Source organism: Pseudonocardia sp. (genome assembly GCF_050250275.1).
In the GTDB taxonomy this organism is placed as follows: domain Bacteria; phylum Actinomycetota; class Actinomycetes; order Mycobacteriales; family Pseudonocardiaceae; genus Pseudonocardia.
The window spans coordinates 181,949-199,271 of sequence record NZ_JBFWOY010000003.1; the positions used below are offsets into that span (position 1 = coordinate 181,949).

Genomic DNA, 17,323 nt, shown 5'->3' on the forward strand with positions numbered 1-17,323 from the left:
GCGACAGGCCGTCCCCGGCGGCGCCCCTACGCGCAGGCCGGCGCCGGAGCGCCCAGGTCCGTCTTGATCTTCGTTACCGAACGATATCGGCCGAACGGATCAGCTGTCGATGCTCCGTACGGCGCACTCGTGACGTTCATGCGTCACGCTCCGTACGTCCCGATCACCGGGAAGCCGCACACGACAGCGCCGCCGGCACCCCGTAGGGGTACCGGCGGCGCCGGGGCCGGGAGTCCGGCCGGGAGGATCAGTAGACGGGCTGCGACGGGTCGATCTGCTTGATCCAGGCCAGGACCCCGCCACCCACGTGCACGGCGTCGGAGAAGCCGGCCTTGTGCAGCGCGGCCAGCGCCTCCGCGGACCGCACACCCGACTTGCAGTGCAGGACTACGGGCTTGTCCTGCGGGATCTCGGCGAGTGCATCGCCGTTGAGGATGCGGTCCTTGGGGATCAGCGTCGCACCAGGGATGCGCACGATGTCCCACTCGTTCTGCTCGCGGACGTCGATCAGCGAGAAGTCCTTGCCCGCGTCGATCATCTCCTTGAGCTCGGTCACCGTGATGGTGTGACCGGCGGCGGCACCCGCGGCCTCGTCGGTGACGACGCCACAGAAGCTGTCGTAGTCGATGAGCTCGGTGATCTTCGGCGTGGCCGGGTCCTTGCGGAGCTTGATCGTCCGCCAGGTGGTCTCGAGCGCGTCGTAGGCGACGAGACGGCCCAGGAGGGGCTCACCGATGCCCGTGATCAGCTTGATCGCCTCGTTGACCATGATCGAGCCGATCGACGCGCACAGCACGCCCAGCACGCCACCCTCGGCGCACGACGGGACCATTCCGGGCGGCGGGGGCTCGGGGTAGAGGTCCCGGTAGTTCAGACCCTTGCCGTTGGGCGCGTCCTCCCAGAACACCGACGCCTGGCCCTCGAAGCGGAAGATCGACCCCCACACGTACGGCTTGCCGAGCAGCACCGCGGCGTCGTTGACCAGGTAGCGGGTCGCGAAGTTGTCGGTGCCGTCGAGGATGAGGTCGTAGTCGCGGAAGATGTCGAGGACGTTGTCGGCCTCGAGCCGCGTCTGGTGCAGCCGGACCTCGACCAGCGGGTTGACCTCGCGGATCGAGTCACGGGCGGACTCGGCCTTCGGGCGGCCCACGTCGGACTGGCCGTGGATGACCTGACGCTGCAGGTTCGAGGCGTCGACCTCGTCGAACTCGACGATCCCGAGCGTGCCCACCCCGGCGGCGGCGAGGTAGAGCAGGGCGGGCGAACCGAGGCCACCGGCGCCGATGACCAGCACCTTCGCGTTCTTGAGCCGCTTCTGACCGGCCATCCCGACGTCGGGGATGATGAGGTGGCGGCTGTAGCGCTCCACCTCCTCCTTGGTCAGCTCGGCGGCCGGCTCCACGAGCGGCGGTAGGGGCATGCTCTGTACTCCTCGGATTCGCGTGCTGTTCGCGCGCTGCGACGACACCCGCGTGACGGCACTGTCACGACTCGACCTGCTCAACGCGCGCGGCTGCCCGCATCTTCCCATCCCGGGCGACGTCACCGGCCCATTCCCCGGACTCGACGGCGTCCCACATGCCGGCGACGGCACGAGCGACGACGTCGGGAACCTCCATCTGGGCGATGTGCCCCACGCCCGGGAGCATCAACAGCCGGCCGTCGCGCAGGGAGCGCACGGTACGGGCGGCGCGGCGGGGTGAGACGAGCCGGTCGCGGTCGCCCCAGACGACGAGGGTCGGCACCGGCACGGTGCGCACCGCCGCCCACAGCGACGCCCGGCCGAACCGCAGCCAGCTCGCGAACATGGCGAACGCCGCGCCGTTGACCGCCTCGCCCGCCCAGGGCACGGAGCCGCGCGCGAGGATCTCCTCCGCGGTCTCGACGATGCGGTGCTCGGGCGCTCGGGTCGGGTCGCCGAAGCACAGCGAGAGGGCCTGTTCGGCCCGCTCGCGGGGTCCGAGCGCGGCGAGCGCGGCCCGGGCGCGCCGTCCCGCCCCGCCGGGGAGCATCGCGAGGGCGAGCCGCGGGTCGGACAGCCGGCGCGGGTCGGGCCGGCGGTCGGGGACGGCGGGCGAGACCAGCGTCAGGGTGCGGACGAGGTCGGGGTGGCGCGCCGCGAGCAGCACGCAGATCGACCCGCCGAGGGAGTTGCCCAGCAGGTGGACCGGCTCGTCGCCGGAGGCGCGCAGGAACCGGGCGAGGGCCTCGGCGTTGGCGTCGGGCGTCCAGACGCGGGGGTCCAGCGGTGGGGACAGCCCGAACCCGGGCAGGTCGACCGACGTGCCGGACGCGCGGCCCGCGAGCAGCCCGGCGAGGTCGGTCCAGTTCGTCGACGATCCCGAGAGCCCGTGGACGTAGACCGCGCGCGCGGCCGCCCCTGGCGTCTCCCGGACGTGCATCGTCACCCCACCCGCGGTGACCTCCCGGCCGGGCCACGGGCGCCGCGCGAGGTCCAGCGGCGGGAGGGAGGCCGGGTCGGCGAGCGGGGGCGCGGGCCGCGGGGGGTCGGGGACGGGAGCGGATCCGGGCATCGGTCCAGCATCGCTCATCGTGGCGTCGCACACCACGACTCCCGCCCCAGATACCCCCTGGTGGTATCGTCGGGCTCGCGGGACCGACCGCACGGCGACAGACGGGTCATGGTCGGCGGGGTCGCCGCGTTGAACCCGGCAGGACCGGCGCGCCGCCGGCGGAGGAGGACCGCGATGACCACGGCAGGACGACTGGCCGCCTACGCAGCGGTCCTCATCCTGCTGTTCACCGGCGCGTGGGCCACGGGCGTCGCGGTCGGCCCGGTCACCGACACTGCCGCGACCCGGCCCGACGCCCCGGCCGCCCCCGCGACGCGCGCCCCCGGCCACGACCCCAACCACGACGACGAACACGGCCCACCCGCCGCGGGCCCCGCCGCCCCCGACCGCGGCCCGACCGGCGGGGAGCCCGTCGCCGGCGTCGAGTCGCTCGGCCTCTCCGCCACCCAGGCCGGGTACACCCTCGCCGTCCAGAACACGACGTTCGGACTGAACCGTCCCGGCGAGCTCGCCCTCACGATCGCCGGGCCCGACGGCAGCCCCGTCACCAGCTACGCCGACGCCCACCACGGGCCGCTGCAGGTCGTCGTGATCCGCCGCGACGCCGCCGGCTTCCAGCACCTCCAGCCCACCCTCGGCGCCGACGGCGTCTGGCGCGCCCCGCTCACGCTCCCCGGCGGCGGGGTCTGGCGCGCCTACGCCGACTTCGCCCCGGCCGACGGCCCGCCCCTCGTCCTCGGCACCGACCTGTTCGTGCAGGGCGACTTCACGCCCTTCCGGTTCGCCGACTCGCGCACCTTCGACGTCGACGGCTACCAGGTCCGCCTCGACGGCAACCTCGTCCCGGGCACCCAGTCGCAGATCTACGCGACGGTCAGCCGCGGCGGCGCGCCCGTCCTCGACCTCGAGCCCGCCCTCGGCGCGTTCGGCCACCTCGTCGTCCTGCGCCAGGGCGACCTCGCCTACCTGCGGGTCCAGCCCATCACGTCGTCGACACCCGGCCCGGCCGACCGCGCCGGACCCGGCACCGCCTTCACCGTCGACGTCCCGTCCGCCGGGTCGTACCGCCTGTTCGTCGAGTTCGTCCACGGCGGCGTCACCCACACCGCCGAGTTCTCCGTCTCCACGCCGGAAGGGAGCCGCTGATGAGCACCCTGACCCCCGAGTCGCCGGGCACCGCGGCCGCGTCACCAGGCGTCACCGTCGCCCCCGAGGCGCTGCGCATCGAGCTGGCCATCGGCGGTATGACGTGCGCGTCGTGCGCCAACCGCGTCGAGCGCAAGCTCAACAAGATGGACGGCGTCGTCGCCACCGTCAACTACGCGACCGAGAAGGCGCACGTCGAATACCCCGAGGGGGTCGAGCCCGAGGCCCTCGTCGCCACGGTCGAGGCCGCCGGCTACACCGCGACGCTGCCCCCGCCACCCGCCGCCGACGACGCCCCGGTCCAGGCCGGCCAGGACAGCGACCCGACCGCATCGCTGCGCCACCGGCTGCTCGTGAGCACCGTGCTCGCCGTACCGGTCGTCGTCGTCTCGATGGTCCCCGCGTTCCAGTTCACCTACTGGCAGTGGCTCGCGCTCGTGCTCGCCGCCCCCGTCGTCGTCTGGGGTGCCTGGCCCTTCCACCGCGCCGCCTGGGTCAACCTGCGCCACGGCGCCGCCACCATGGACACCCTCGTGTCCGTCGGCACCCTCGCCGCCCTCGCCTGGTCGGTGTACGCACTCGTCTGGGGCACCGCCGGCATCCCCGGCATGGTCCACCCCTTCACCCTCGCCGTCTCCCGCGGCAGCGGCGCCGGCCAGATCTACCTCGAGGTCGCCGCCGGCGTCACCGCCTTCGTCCTCGCCGGGCGCTACGCCGAGGCCCGGTCCAAGCGCGCCGCGGGCGCCGCCCTGCGCGCCCTGCTCGACATGGGCGCCAAGGACGTCGCCGTGCTGCGCGAGGGCCGTGAGGAACGTGTCCCCGTCGCCGCGCTCGCCGTCGGCGACCGGTTCGTCGTGCGCCCCGGCGAGAAGATCGCCACCGACGGCACCGTCGAGGAGGGCACGTCCGCCGTCGACGCGTCGATGCTCACCGGCGAACCGGTCCCCGTCGACGTCCAACCCGGCGCTGCCGTCGTCGGTGGCTGCCTCAACACCTCGGGACGGCTGGTCGTGCGCGTCACCCGCGTCGGCGCCGACACCCGGCTCGCCCAGATGGCCAGGCTCGTCGAGGACGCCCAGACCGGCAAGGCGGCCGTCCAGCGCCTCGCCGACCGCGTCTCCGCGGTCTTCGTGCCCGTCGTGATCGCGCTGGCCGTCGCCACCCTCGGGTTCTGGATCGGCACCGGCGAAGGCGTCGCCGCGGCGTTCACCGCCGCCGTCGCCGTCCTGATCATCGCGTGCCCCTGCGCCCTCGGGCTCGCCACGCCGACCGCGCTGCTCGTCGGCACCGGCCACGGCGCCCAGCTCGGCGTCCTCATCAAGGGCCCCGAGGTGCTGGAGTCCACCCGCCGTGTCGACACCGTCGTGCTCGACAAGACCGGCACCGTCACCACCGGCCGCATGGAGCTGGTCGACGTCCACACCGCCGACGGCGAGGACCGCGACGAGACCCTGCGCATGGCCGGCGCCGTCGAGGACGGCTCCGAGCACCCCATCGCGCGCGCCGTCGCCGACGCCGCCCGCGCCGCCGACGGCGCGGGACTCCCCGGCGTCTCCGAGTTCGAGGCCGTGCACGGGCTCGGTGTCCGCGGCGTCGTGTCCGAGCTCGTCGACAACCGCGTCGTCGCCCACGCCGTCCTCGTCGGCCGGCCCGCCCTGCTCGCGAACCACGACGTCGAGCTCCCCGACGAGCTCGCCCGGGCCCGCGAGAAGGCCGAACGCGCCGGCCACACCGCCGTCGTCGTCGCCTGGGACGGACGCGCACGGGCCGTCCTCGCGGTCGCCGACGGCATCAAACCCACCAGCGCCGAAGCCATCCGCCGGCTGCGCGCCCTCGGCCTGCGCCCCATGCTGCTCACCGGCGACAACGGCGCCGCCGCCCGCACCGTCGCCGAACGCGTCGGCATCGACGCGGGCGACGTCATCTCCGACGTCATGCCCGAGGACAAGGTCGCCGTCGTCACCCGGCTCCAGGCCGAGGGCAAGGTCGTCGCCATGATCGGCGACGGGGTCAACGACGCCGCCGCCCTCGCCACTGCCGATCTCGGCCTCGCCATGGGCACCGGCACCGACGTCGCCATCGAGGCGAGCGACCTCACCCTCGTCCGCGGCGACCTCCTCGCCGCCGTCGACGCCGTCCGCCTCGCCCGGCGCACCCTCTCGACGATCCGCGGCAACCTCTTCTGGGCGTTCGCCTACAACGTCGCCGCCGTCCCCGTCGCCGCCGCGGGCCTGCTCAACCCCATGATCGCCGGCGCCGCCATGGCGTTCAGCTCCGTGTTCGTCGTGACCAACAGCCTGCGGCTGCGCACGTTCCGCAGCACCGCCGACCGGCCCAGGTGATCAACCCACGTCGCTCGATCGTGGCTACCGGCGGGTAAGCTCCGGGCTCACGACGACGGAGGACGGACGCCGCATGACGGAGACACCGGTCCATCGCGGCGCGCGGTTGTCCCGCAGTGCCCGGCGGGCGCAGCTGCTGCTCGCCGCCCGCGACGTCTTCGCCGCCCAGGGCTACCACGCCGCCGCGATGGACGACATCGCCGAGCGCGCGGGCGTCAGCAAGCCCGTGCTCTACCAGCACTTCCCCGGCAAGCTCGAGCTGTACCGGGCGCTGCTCACCACCTACGCCGACGAGCTGGTCGAGTCCGTCCGCGGCGCCATCGCCGCCACCCCCGACAACCGCGAACGCGTGCACGCCGCCGTCAAGGCCTACTTCGACTTCGTCGCCGGCGAGGGCCGGGGCTACCGGCTGGTGTTCGAGTCCGACCTGCGCCGCGAGCCGGAGGCCGCCGCGGTCGTCGACGGGGCCCTGACCCGCTGCATCGACGCCGTCGCCGCCGTGGTCACCGAGGACGCGGGCCTCGACGAGGACCGCGCCCGGCTCCTGGCCGTCGGCCTCGTGGGGCTGAGCCAGGTGACCGCGCAGTACTGGCTCGACTCCCAGCAGTCGGTACCCCGCGAGGAAGCCATCGACCTCATGTCGGCGCTGGCCTGGAAGGGCCTCGCCGGCTTCCCCCTGATCCACGACTGACCGCGCGCAACCTCACCGCTGCCGCCCAGCCGCCCGCCGACGGTGAGGTTGCATCCGGCAGTCCGCGCGCAACCTCACTGCTGCCGCGCAGCCGGTCGAGGACCGTGAGGTTGCGGGCCGGATGTGGCCCGGCCACACCGGGGCCCACCGGGTGGGGCGGGTCCGAGCGGCGGCGGCCGGTCAGGCGGCGTGGGCGCGGCGGGTCGCGGCGGCGACCAGGGCCGTGATGCGCTCGGCCGTCCCCGCGGCCCGCTCCACGGGCAGCATGTGGCCGGCACCGGGGAAGATCGTCAGCTCCGCGGACGGGAGCCCCTCCTGGATCCGGCGCGCCAGGCGCAGCGGAGTCAGCCGGTCCCGTGAGCCCGCCAGCACCACCGTCGGGATCTCCGCGAACGCGGCGAGGGCGGCGTCGCGTTCGTGGGCGTCGAGGGTCGGGCGGAAGCCGGAGACCGTCGACGGCCGGCAGTCGGCGATCGTGCGCGTCGTGAGCCGTACGGCCTCCCGCGAGGGGTGCTCCCCCAGCAGCAGCCAGCGGAGCCCGGGCGAGAGCAGGGCCGGGACGCCGCTGAGGTGCTCGCGCCCGGACCAGCGTCGCGACCGGTAGAGCCGTTGTTCCGCGGCGCCGACCCGCGCCAGCGCGGCGGGCCCGAGCCCGAATGCCTTCTCGGCCAGGCCACCGCTGGCCGTCGCCACGAGTGCGACCCCGGCGACCCGGGTGGCGACGAGCTCGGGGTGGCGCTCGGCCAGCGCCATGATCGTCATGCCGCCCATGGAGTGACCGGCGAGCACGAGGGGGCCGTCGGGTGCGTGGTCGGCGATGACGGCGGCCATGTCGTCGGCGAGCTGGTCGATGGTCATCGTCGAGGGGTCGGCCGCGGCGGACCGGCCGTGGCCGCGGTGGTCGTAGCGCAGCACCCGGACGTCGCGGCCCAGCCGGTCGGCCACCGGCGACCAGGTCCGGGAGTCGAGCGTCCAGCCGTGGGCCATGACGACGGTGACCTCGGCGTCGGCGGGCCCGGACTCTTCGTGGTAGAGCGTGCTCATACGAGGTGCGCCTTGCGCCACAGGACCTCCGACGGGCCGCCGATGAGCCCCTGCTCGCGCAGGAACGGCACGAGCTTGCGGGCGGACCAGCGCAGCGTCTCACGGTGGTGCGGGTTGGCCAGCGCGGCGGCCTTGCCGACCTTCGGGTCGATACCGACGGCGGCGTAGACGTCGGGGTGGATCAGGTTGCGCGCCACCACGAACGCGATCCGCGCGGACAGGTAGCGGGCGATCTGTTTCTGCACGGCGCCGGTGCGCGGCATGATCCGGATGAGCTCCTCGCGGGCGTACCGGACGTGGCGCGCCTCCTCCGTCACGTGGATCGTGTTGACCGCGCGCGTGAGCGGCTGGACGGTCTCGTCCTTCATGGCCTCGCGCTGGAGCTGGTCGAGGATCTCCTCGACGAACAGGGTGCCGGCGAACATGGCGGGCCCGTAGCCGATCGTCTTGAACAGCCGGCCGAGCTCGTGGGTGAGTCCGGTGGGGGCGTAGTCGGGCACGCCGTAGCGCTCGGTCATGCGCGCGAACATGATCGAGTGCCGGCATTCGTCGGCGATCTCGGTGAGCGCGTACTGGATGTGGCTGCGGCGGGGGTCGCGGTCGTAGGCGTAGCGCAGCAGCATCTGCATCAGGATGATCTCGAACCAGAGGCCGATGCGGGCGACGCTGGCGACCTCGTGGATCGACAGGGTGCGGCGCTGTTCGCCGGTCAGCGTGTCCCAGAGCTCGGTGCCGTGGAGGGAGACGCGGTGTTCGGGCAGGCCCCAGGCGCCGTCGACGAGCGGGGCGTCCCAGTCGATGTCGATCGAGGGTTCGTAGGAGTGGTCGAGCGACGAGCGCAGCAGCCGGTCGGCGGTGGTCTCGCGGTCGTTCACACGTGCGGCGGTGGTCATCGGACGCTCCCTTCCTGCGAGCGGGTGGGCGCGGTGGACAGGATGTCGCGGCCGGTGAGCCTGCGGACGAGGCCCGCGGCCAGTGGTGACGCGTCGTAGTGGCCGGAGGCGGCCTGCGCGCGCAGCTTGCGGACGACGCCGGACGCGACGAGGCCCGGGACGTGCCGGCCGGCCCAGAGCTCGACCTGACCGGCGAGGGTGCCGGCGGTGTCGCGGGGCGGGCGCGTCGCGCCGAGGACGCGCAGGACGGTGCCGACGATGTCGTCGACCTCCTCGCGGCGGACCTGGCCCTCCAGGGCGAGCCCGACCTCCCGGCCGGCGTCGTGGATGGGGGTGCGCACGTATCCGGGGTAGACGGTGGTGACGTGCAGCTCGGTGCCGTACTCGAGGCGCAGGGCGTCGGCGTAGGCGGTCATACCGCGCTTGGCGACGCTGTAGGCCGAGACGAAAGGCAGCGTGAGGTAGGCCAGCTCGCTGGCGACGAACACGACGCGTGCCTTCGCGCCGCCGCGCCGGCCACGGGCGGCCTGGAGGGCGGGCAGGGCGGCGGCGGTGACGCGCCAGGCGCCGAGCAGGTTGACGTCGATGACGCGCATGGCGTCGGGGCGCAGGGGGCCGCCGGCGTCGTTGGGGATGCCGATGCCCGCGTAGTGGACGACGGCGTCGAGGCCGCCGAGGCGGTCGACGGCGGCGGCGACGGCCCGGTCGACCGCGGCGTCGTCGGTGATGTCGCAGGCCAGTACGCCGTCGCCGGGCTCGCGGTCGAGGCCGATGACGTGGGCGCCCGCGTCGCGCAGCCGGGCGGCGGTGGGCGCGCCGAAGCCGCCTGCGGCGCCGGTGACCAGGACCCGGCTGCCGGCGGGGATCGTGCGTGACATGCCGCTCCTCTCGCTTGCTGTTACCACTGGTAACTGTTACCACTGGTAACGTGCCTGAGCCCGAGTCCCCTGTCAAGCCGGAACCCCCGTCCAAGGAGCAGCGACGGGCCCGGCGGCGCGCCGAGATGGTCGCCGCGGCCGTCGAGGCCGTCCGCACCCACGGCGCCGGAGTCTCGGTCGCGGAGATCGCCGCGCGGGCGGGCATCACCAAGCCCGTGCTCTACCGCTACTTCGACGACCGCGCCGACTTGCAGCGTGCGGTCGGGCAGCACGCCGTCGAGATGCTGATGGAACGCATGGTCCCGGCCCTGGCCGCCGACCTGCAGCCCCGCGCCCAGGTCACCGCCGTCGTCGACGCCTTCCTGGCCGGCATCGAGGACGAGCCCCAGCTGTGGCGGTTCGTCGTGCACAACCCCACGGGCGGCAGCGCCGAGCGCGACGCCGGCGCCGGGATCGTCGACGACGCCCGCGACCAGATCGCCCGGCTGCTCGCGGTGCTGATCGGCGAACGGCTGCGCGCCGCGGGCCGCGACTCCGGCGGTGCCGAGGTGTGGGCGCACGGGCTCGTCGGCATGGTGCAGAGCGCGGGCGACTGGTGGCTGGAGCGCCGCACGATGAGCCGCGCGACGGTCACCGACTACCTGACCGGGCTGATCTGGGGTGGCGTGTCGGCGACCCTGGAGGGCCCGGCGCGCTCGACGAACCCCCGAGGAAACAAAGTTTCCCCGGAAAACGACTCCCTTGGTACGGACACGGGTGACGACGCCGGCCGGGGCCCGCGCCCCGGCGCCACGACACTGCGCGCCGTCCCCGACCCGCCCGCTGCCGGAGAGGCCCGACGATGAGCACTCACGACCACAGAAACGGCCACCACCGGCACGACGACGACGGCTACCGCGGCCCCGCCACCCTGACGGTGGGCGACCGTGAGCTGCCGGTCCAGGCACTGCTCGACTCCCGCCACGAACCCCTCGACGGCCGCATGCACTGGTTCGGCCGGCTCACCGGCGACGACCTGGCCGAGGCGCTGGGCCACCGCGCCGCCGACGCCGTCCTCACCACGCCGCAGGGACGGTCACAGGCGCGCGTCGGTGACGTCGACGCGTGGGGCCGCTACCGCGTCAGCGGCATCGGCACGCCACCGTTCGGGCTGCCCGTCGTCGCTCTCGACCCCGACGACGCCTGACCACCCGGACCGCCCCGCCGCTCCGGGGCGTCCGGACACACCACGGGCCCGGCAGGGTGACCTGCCGGGCCCGTGGCGAGCGTTGCGACGTGTCAGCCGCCGACGCCGAACCCGACCTTGCGGACGTCGGCCGGCGCGATCTCGATGTAGGAGATGCGTGCGGCGGGCACCACGAAGCGGCTGCCCTTGTCGTCGACGAGGCTGACGAGCCCGTCGTCGGACTTCAGGGCGTCACGGACCAGCGACTCGACCTCCTCCGGGGTCTGGTCGCTGGACACCACGAGCTCCCGCGGGCTCTCCGCGATGCCGATCTTGACCTCCACCGGAGACCTCCTGGTCACGAGTAGTCGAATGGCTGCCGCACCCACGGATCGGAACTCCGGACGTCCGGCGCGGCCCAGGCTAGTCGAGCGCCGCCGGGCAGGAGGCGGCGGCACGTCCGCCCACGGCGAACACGGGTGATCTCCCGGGTCAGGACAGCCCGAGGTTCGCCATCCGCTTGCCGTGGTTGGACTGGACGCGCTTGATGAGCGCCGCGATGCCCGCGAGGTCGCCGGAGCCGCGGACGATGAAGTCGGCCAGCTCGTCGCGCTCGGCGACGATGTGCTGGGCCTGGGTGACCGCCTCGCCGAGCAGCCGCCGCCCCCAGAGCGCCAGCCGGTCGCGGACCTGCCGGTTCTGCGCACAGGCGGCCTTGACCTCGCGTTCGGCGAACGCACTGTGGCCGGTGTCGGCCAGCACACGCTGGACGAGCTCGCTCGTGCGCGGGTCGACCCAGCCGGCGACCTCCCGGTAGAAGTCGGCGGCCAGCCCGTCACCGACGTAGGCCTTGACCAGCGACTCCAGCCAGGTGCGGGGCGCGGTCGTCGCGTTGTAGGAGTCGAACGGGACGACGAACGGCGCCATCGCGTCCTCGACGGGCACGCCGTGGCCGACGAGGTACTCCTCGAGCAGCTTGTAGTGGCCCATCTCGGCCGCGGCCATGGCCGACAGCGCGGCGCGGCCCCCGAGGGTCGGCGCCGAACGGGCGTCCTCGGCGAGCCGGTCGAACGCCGACAGCTCCCCGTAGGCCAGGACCCCGAGCAGGTCGATCGTGGCCTGGGGAGGTCGCGCCCCGGCGTCGCCCGGCGCGTCCGCCGTCTCACCCACCATGGTCACCAACCCTAGTGTCCGCGGCCCGTGACCGGTGCGGGCGAGCGGGCAGCGGTGAGACTCACGTCGCCGTCGGCGTGTCCGCGCTCGTGGTGACGGGGTGCGGGCAGGTATGATGTGCTCAGCGCAGCGCCCTGCACGACGTTTTCAGACCTTTTCCCGGGTGCGCGCCCGAACGGCGGAGCCGACCCTCACGGAGCCGACCCGTCGAAATGACATGGTGCGTGCAGCGCCTCGTCCGGTTCTCCCGCCCGAGCGTCCCCGACGCCGGTGGTCGACGAACCGAGAACGGCTCCTGTGCGCGGAGAGAGGCGATCCCACTGTCCGTTCCGAACGACAACTCAACCGACAACCCCGAGACCGCTGCCCCGGCCGAGGCCGACGTCGAGCAGCTGACCGAAGAGGCACACCCGCTGCAGGCGGGTGCCCCGGTCCGGTCCGACTCACCCACCTTCGCCGAGCTCGGCGTCCGCCCGGAGATCGTGCAGGCGCTGGCCGAGGCCGGCATCGAGCGCACCTTCGCCATCCAGGAGCTCACGCTCCCGCTGGCACTCGCGGGCGAGGACCTGATCGGTCAGGCCCGCACCGGTACCGGCAAGACCCTCGGCTTCGGCGTCCCGATGCTGCAGCGCATCGTCCCGCCGTCGGAGCGCCCGGCCGCCACCGCGGAGGGCGAGACCGCCGACCGCGCCAAGGACGTCCCGCAGGCCCTCGTCGTGGTTCCCACGCGTGAGCTGTGCGTCCAGGTCGCCAAGGACATCTCCGACGCCGGCAAGCACCTGGGCGTCCGCGTCACCGCGATCTACGGCGGCCGCGCCTACGAGCCCCAGCTCAACGCCCTGCGCAAGGGTGTGGACGTGGTCGTCGGCACCCCGGGCCGGCTGCTCGACCTGGCCGAGCAGCGCCACCTGGTGCTGGGCCGCGTCGGCATGCTGGTCCTCGACGAGGCCGACGAGATGCTCGACCTGGGCTTCCTGCCCGACGTCGAGCGCATCCTGCGGATGCTCCCCGAGGAGCGGCAGACGATGCTGTTCTCGGCCACGATGCCGGGCCCGATCATCGCGCTCTCGCGGGCCTTCCTGAACCGCCCGACCCACATCCGCGCCGAGGAGTCCGACCAGGGCTCCATCCACGAGCGCACGAAGCAGCTCGTCTACCGCGCGCACGCGATGGACAAGGTCGAGCTGCTCACCCGCGTCCTGCAGTCCAAGGACCGCGGCCTGACGATGATCTTCGCCCGCACGAAGCGCACCGTGCAGCGCGTCGCCGACGACCTCGCCGAGCGCGGGTTCGCCGCCGCGGCCGTCCACGGCGACCTCGGCCAGGGCGCCCGCGAGCAGGCGCTGCGCGCGTTCCGCTCCGGCAAGGTCGACGTCCTCGTCGCCACCGACGTCGCCGCCCGCGGCATCGACGTCACCGACGTGACGCACGTCGTCAACTACCAGTGCCCCGAGGACTCGAAGACCTACGTCCACCGGATCGGCCGCACCGGCCGCGCCGGCAAGGAGGGCGTGGCGGTCACGCTCGTCGACTGGGACGAGATGCCGCGCTGGAAGATGGTCAGCGACGACCTCGGCCTGGGCATCGACGAGCCGGTCGAGACCTACTCGACGTCCGACCACCTCTACACCGACCTCGAGATCCCCACCGACTCCACCGGGCGGCTGCCGCTGGCCAAGCGGACCCGGGCCGGTCTCGACGCGGAGTACGTCGACAACGAGGGCGACCACCAGGGTTCCGGGCGTCGCCGCAGCGGTCGTGACCGCGACCGCAACGACGGTCCCGCCGAGCGCCGCCAGCGACGTTCGCGCAGCCGCACCCGCGGCGGCGTGACGGTCGAGGGTGAGGCGGCCCCCGCCGCCGAGGGCCCGGTCAGGGCAGCACCGACGACCGGCCCGGACCCGGTGTCCGCGGAGGCCGGCGAGGCGGGCGAGGGTGCGAAGCCGCGCCGTCGCCGTCGCCGGGGCGGTGCCCGCCGAGGCGGTTCCGGTGGCGCCGACGGCGAGTCGGCCCCGGACGCCGCCGCCAGCTGACGGTCGTAGTCTCGGGAGGTGCTGCGCGCTCGGAGCTCCGTCCGCCCGGAGCGGTGGCGCCGCGCCGACGTGGTGGTGGCCGTCGCCCTGGCGGTCGCCCTCGTCGCGGGCGGTGTGCTGGTCTGGCGGACGAGCGCGGCCGCGACGACCCGTTCGGTCACCGCTGCGGCCGGGTCCTTCCCGCCCCCACCGCTGTCGCAGGCGTCCCCGCCCGCGGGGTTCGCCGAGGCGTGGCGGGCGGCGAGCCCGGGCACACCGGTGCCGCTCGTCGCCGGCCCGGCCGTCGTGACGGCGGCCGACGGCGAGGTCGCGGGGCGCGACGCGGCCACCGGCGCGACGCACTGGAGCTACACCCGTGACGACGCCGTCTGCACGGCCGCGATCGGGTTCGGCCAGGTCATGGCGCTCTACCGCAACGCGGCGGGCGACGCGTGCAGTGAGCTGACCGTGCTGGTGCCCTCGACCGGCGCCCGCCGTGTGTACAGCAACCCGAACGCGCTGCCCGGTACGCGGCTGCTCGACTCCGGCACCCTCGTCGCGCTCACCGGACCGCGCTACCTGCAGGTCGTGCGCTCGGACCTGGTGAAGACGACGGAGTTCGGCACCGTCGACACCCCCGACCAGCCGGGCCGGCAGCCCTATCCCGACTGCACGCTCGACTCGTTCGCGATCACGCAGGGCCGGCTCGCGGTGCTGGAGCGCTGCCCCGGCGAGGACCAGGACCGGTTGACGGTCATCGCCCCCGACGGGGGTTCCGACGCGACGGCACCCGAGGTGCTGTTCTCGGCGTTGCAGCCCGGTGCGCACGGCCAGGTGGTCGCGGCCGCGGGCGACCGGGTGGCCGTCGCGCGACCCGGCCCGGCCCGGCTGGAGACCGTCGACGGGCAGGGCGGTGTCATGTCGACGACGCCGCTCACGGTGCCCGACGCGGATCTCACCACCGAGCCCCCCGGTGGGGTGGCGGCGACGACGTCGGACGACCGGCGCATCTACTGGTGGACGGGTTCGGCGACCGTCGCGCTCGACCGGGCCGACCTGCAGCCGGTGTGGACGTTGCCGGACACCCGGGGTCCGGGCGTGCGCTACGGCGACGCGGTCCTCGTGCCGGTTCCGGACGGGCTGGCCGTGGTCGACCCGTTCACGGGCACGGTGACCCGCACGATCGCGGTCGACCGCGGCGGCTGGACCGGACCGGTGCAGCCGGCCGTCGCGGGGTCGGTCCTGCTGGAGCAGCGCGGCCCCGATCTCGTGGCGCTGCGACCGGCCTGACCCCGGCCGGACGGGACAGCCGCCACCGCCGGGCGGCGGGACACCGCGGCGGGCCGGTCAGAACAGCCAGTAGCCGCACAGCACGACGACCGCGAGCGCCAGGATGCCGAGCGAGCACAGCGTCGCGACGCCGTCGCGACGGCGGTCGGCCGCCACCTGGGCGACGACGGCGGCCGCCGCGGCGAGGCCGTGACCGACGAGCATTCCCGTCCCCGGCCCGGCGGACCCGGTGCGGGTGGTGAGCATCCAGCCGACCAGCAGCACCACGAACAGGGCGACGAGCCCGCCCGCCGCGGTACCCGACAGGCCCCGCAGCAGCCGTCCCGACGTGGCCGGGCGCGTCACGGGGTGCCTTCGTCGGCCGCCGGCAGGTCACGCAGGTACGCCCACGGCGGCGGCGAGGGGGCGGCGGCCCGGCCCTCGGGGCAGTGCCGGCGCACGTCGCAGGTGGCGCAGCCGGGCGAGGGGCGCGGCGGGAACAGCGCCTGCGGGTCGCCCCCGTCTGCGAGCGCCTCGGCGGCGGTGTCGGCCGCGGTGGCCAGCTCGTGGGCGCGGTCGAGATGGGCCCCGAGGGTGGCGGCGTCGTGCTCGTACACCGCGACGTGGCCCGTCGGCACGTGGTGGAGCTCGACGCGCCGGCAGGGTCGGTACAGGGCCGCTGCGGTGGCGGCGGCGTAGAGGGCGAGTGCGCGGGAGTCGCGGGCGTCGTCGTCGGTGGGGACGTGGCGGCCGGTCTTGTAGTCGACGACGACCGCCTCGGGACCGCGGGTGTCGATGCGGTCGACCCGGCCCTCGGCGACGAGCCTGCGCTCCCCCGCGCCGACGGTCTCCGACACCCAGCGTTCGACGCCCGCGGGGGCCGCCGTGGGGTCGTCGAGCTCGTGGTCGGCGGCGTAGGCGGCGAGCCAGCCGCGGGCCGCCGCGCGGTAGCGGTCGGACTGCGCCCGGTCGCGGTAGCCCTCGGCCGACCAGTTGCGGTCGAGCAGCGCCTCGGCGGCCTCGGGGGTGCGGGCGCTCGCGGGCAGGTCGAACAGTGCCCGCAGGGCGAGGTGGACGACGGCGCCGAGCGTGTGGTGGGCCCATGCACCGCCGCGGGCGGGTGCCGGCCGGTCGAGGTAGGCCATCCGGAACCGGCGCGGGCACCCCTCCCAGCTCGCGAGCCGGGCGGGGGTGGCGCGGGGTATGGGCCTGACGTCGACGCCGAGGTCGAACCCGAGCTGCCCCGTGTCCGCACCCATGCCGGTCACGGTAGCGCGGGAGCCTGCTCAGCCCGTGAGCACCTCGACACCGTCCGCCTTCGCCACCAGTGCCTCGAACTGCTCGGGGTCGGTGGTCTCGGCGGCGATCGGGATCGTCTTGTTGGTGCCGTGGTAGTCGCTGGACCCCGTCATGAGCAGCCCGGTCTCGGCGGCGAGCCCGCGCAGCAGGTCGCGGTCGTCGGGGGCGTGGTCGCGATGGTCGACCTCGACGCCGGCGAGCCCGGCGGCCGCCAGGTCGGCGATCACGGACGGCTCGACGACCCGGCCGCGCTTGCGCGCCAGCGGGTGCGCGAACACGCTGACCCCGCCCGCGTCGCGGATCATCTCGACGGCCCGCGTCACCGGGGTGTCGGCCTTGGGCACGTAGAACGGGCTGCCGGTGTAGAGCAGCTCGGCGAACGCCTGGTCGACCGACGCGACGACCCCCGCCGCGACGAGCGCCCGCGCCAGGTGCGGCCGGCCCGCGGTCGCACCCGCGGGCAGGAACGAGAACACCTTCGCGGTGTCGACGGGGTAGCCCGCGTCGGCCATCTTCGCCGTCATGGCGCGCAGCCGTTCGACGCGTTCGCCGCGCAGCCGCTCCTGCTCCGCGGTGATCGCGGGATGGGCGGGGTCGAACAGATAGCCCAGCAGGTGCACCGACACCCGGCCGCCGCGACCGTCGTCGGACACGCAGGAGAACTCCGCGCCGCGGACCAGCCGCATCCCCGCGGGCAGCGCGGCGGCGGCGCGGTCCCAGCCGCCCGTCGTGTCGTGGTCGGTGATGGCCAGGACGTCGACGCCGGCGGCCGCGGCCGTGGCGACCAGCTCCTCGGGCGTGTCGGTTCCGTCGGAGGTGTTCGTGTGGGCGTGCAGGTCGATGCGGGGCACGCCCGACGTTAACCCGGGGTGGGCGC

General features: G+C 74.5%; 17 protein-coding genes. 7 read left to right on the forward strand and 10 right to left on the reverse strand.

The window, feature by feature from the left end; all coding sequences use genetic code 11:
* Nucleotides 1-247: 247 nt before the first annotated feature.
* Nucleotides 248-1,420: an adenylyltransferase/sulfurtransferase MoeZ gene (gene moeZ / locus AB7F12_RS04700; protein ID WP_428498037.1), complete on the reverse strand. Its 1,173-nt coding sequence runs from the start codon at nucleotides 1,418-1,420 to the stop codon at nucleotides 248-250.
* A gap of 64 nt (nucleotides 1,421-1,484) precedes the next feature.
* Nucleotides 1,485-2,534 (reverse strand): alpha/beta fold hydrolase, encoded by a 1,050-nt coding sequence (locus AB7F12_RS04705; RefSeq protein ID WP_428498036.1) that lies wholly within the window; start codon nucleotides 2,532-2,534, stop codon nucleotides 1,485-1,487.
* Between the two features lie 174 nt (nucleotides 2,535-2,708).
* Between AB7F12_RS04705 and AB7F12_RS04710 the strand changes: the two genes are divergently transcribed.
* The 3 genes from AB7F12_RS04710 (at nucleotide 2,709) to AB7F12_RS04720 (ending at nucleotide 6,713) form a co-directional block, all read left to right on the forward strand.
* Entirely contained in the window at nucleotides 2,709-3,680 is a 972-nt protein-coding gene (locus AB7F12_RS04710) for a hypothetical protein (RefSeq protein ID WP_428498035.1), read from the forward strand.
* Nucleotides 3,680-6,022: a heavy metal translocating P-type ATPase gene (locus tag AB7F12_RS04715; RefSeq protein ID WP_428498034.1), complete on the forward strand. Its 2,343-nt coding sequence runs from the start codon at nucleotides 3,680-3,682 to the stop codon at nucleotides 6,020-6,022. The genes AB7F12_RS04710 and AB7F12_RS04715 overlap by 1 nt, the downstream gene beginning before the upstream one ends.
* Nucleotides 6,023-6,095: 73 nt before the next feature.
* Nucleotides 6,096-6,713 (forward strand): TetR/AcrR family transcriptional regulator, encoded by a 618-nt coding sequence (locus tag AB7F12_RS04720; protein ID WP_428498033.1) that lies wholly within the window; start codon nucleotides 6,096-6,098, stop codon nucleotides 6,711-6,713.
* 180 nt (nucleotides 6,714-6,893) lie between these two features.
* Here AB7F12_RS04720 and AB7F12_RS04725 read toward each other — a convergent pair whose 3' ends face one another.
* From AB7F12_RS04725 to AB7F12_RS04735, 3 genes are read right to left on the reverse strand one after another with little or no spacing between them, the layout of a single operon-like run.
* Nucleotides 6,894-7,757, reverse strand: a complete 864-nt coding sequence (locus tag AB7F12_RS04725; protein ID WP_428498032.1) for an alpha/beta fold hydrolase — start codon at nucleotides 7,755-7,757, stop codon at nucleotides 6,894-6,896.
* On the reverse strand, nucleotides 7,754-8,650 hold the full coding sequence (locus AB7F12_RS04730) for an AurF N-oxygenase family protein (protein ID WP_428498031.1): 897 nt from the start codon (nucleotides 8,648-8,650) through the stop codon (nucleotides 7,754-7,756). The genes AB7F12_RS04725 and AB7F12_RS04730 overlap by 4 nt, the downstream gene beginning before the upstream one ends.
* Nucleotides 8,647-9,528, reverse strand: coding sequence for an SDR family NAD(P)-dependent oxidoreductase (locus tag AB7F12_RS04735; protein WP_428498030.1), 882 nt, complete (start codon nucleotides 9,526-9,528; stop codon nucleotides 8,647-8,649). The genes AB7F12_RS04730 and AB7F12_RS04735 overlap by 4 nt, the downstream gene beginning before the upstream one ends.
* 50 nt (nucleotides 9,529-9,578) lie before the next feature.
* On the opposite strand from AB7F12_RS04735, the gene AB7F12_RS04740 reads away from it, so the two are divergent.
* The gene (locus AB7F12_RS04740; RefSeq protein ID WP_428498029.1) at nucleotides 9,579-10,373 is read left to right on the forward strand and encodes a TetR family transcriptional regulator; all 795 of its coding nucleotides are present in this window, start codon (nucleotides 9,579-9,581) and stop codon (nucleotides 10,371-10,373) included.
* On the forward strand, nucleotides 10,370-10,714 hold the full coding sequence (locus tag AB7F12_RS04745) for a DUF4873 domain-containing protein (protein ID WP_428498028.1): 345 nt from the start codon (nucleotides 10,370-10,372) through the stop codon (nucleotides 10,712-10,714). The genes AB7F12_RS04740 and AB7F12_RS04745 overlap by 4 nt, the downstream gene beginning before the upstream one ends.
* Nucleotides 10,715-10,806: 92 nt before the next feature.
* On the opposite strand, the gene AB7F12_RS04750 is transcribed toward AB7F12_RS04745, so the two are convergent.
* Together AB7F12_RS04750 and AB7F12_RS04755 are read right to left on the reverse strand one after the other, a co-directional pair.
* The gene (locus AB7F12_RS04750; protein WP_428498027.1) at nucleotides 10,807-11,037 is read right to left on the reverse strand and encodes a DUF3107 domain-containing protein; all 231 of its coding nucleotides are present in this window, start codon (nucleotides 11,035-11,037) and stop codon (nucleotides 10,807-10,809) included.
* A gap of 148 nt (nucleotides 11,038-11,185) precedes the next feature.
* Nucleotides 11,186-11,866, reverse strand: a complete 681-nt coding sequence (locus AB7F12_RS04755; protein WP_428498026.1) for a ferritin-like fold-containing protein — start codon at nucleotides 11,864-11,866, stop codon at nucleotides 11,186-11,188.
* Between the two features lie 314 nt (nucleotides 11,867-12,180).
* Between AB7F12_RS04755 and AB7F12_RS04760 the strand changes: the two genes are divergently transcribed.
* On the forward strand, nucleotides 12,181-13,899 hold the full coding sequence (locus AB7F12_RS04760; RefSeq protein ID WP_428498056.1) for a DEAD/DEAH box helicase: 1,719 nt from the start codon (nucleotides 12,181-12,183) through the stop codon (nucleotides 13,897-13,899).
* A gap of 18 nt (nucleotides 13,900-13,917) precedes the next feature.
* Entirely contained in the window at nucleotides 13,918-15,168 is a 1,251-nt protein-coding gene (locus tag AB7F12_RS04765) for an Rv3212 family protein (protein WP_428498025.1), read from the forward strand.
* Between the two features lie 57 nt (nucleotides 15,169-15,225).
* Here the strand turns inward: AB7F12_RS04765 and AB7F12_RS04770 are convergent, their stop codons facing one another.
* The 3 genes from AB7F12_RS04770 to AB7F12_RS04780 are packed head-to-tail and all read right to left on the reverse strand — an operon-like array spanning nucleotide 15,226 to nucleotide 17,297.
* A complete protein-coding gene (locus AB7F12_RS04770) occupies nucleotides 15,226-15,513 on the reverse strand; it encodes a hypothetical protein (protein ID WP_428498024.1) in 288 nt (95 codons plus the stop codon).
* Nucleotides 15,510-16,406: a RecB family exonuclease gene (locus tag AB7F12_RS04775; protein ID WP_428498023.1), complete on the reverse strand. Its 897-nt coding sequence runs from the start codon at nucleotides 16,404-16,406 to the stop codon at nucleotides 15,510-15,512. Before AB7F12_RS04775 ends, AB7F12_RS04770 begins: the two co-directional genes overlap by 4 nt.
* A gap of 27 nt (nucleotides 16,407-16,433) precedes the next feature.
* Nucleotides 16,434-17,297, reverse strand: a complete 864-nt coding sequence (locus AB7F12_RS04780; RefSeq protein WP_428498022.1) for a PHP domain-containing protein — start codon at nucleotides 17,295-17,297, stop codon at nucleotides 16,434-16,436.
* Between the last annotated feature and the right edge of the window lie 26 nt (nucleotides 17,298-17,323).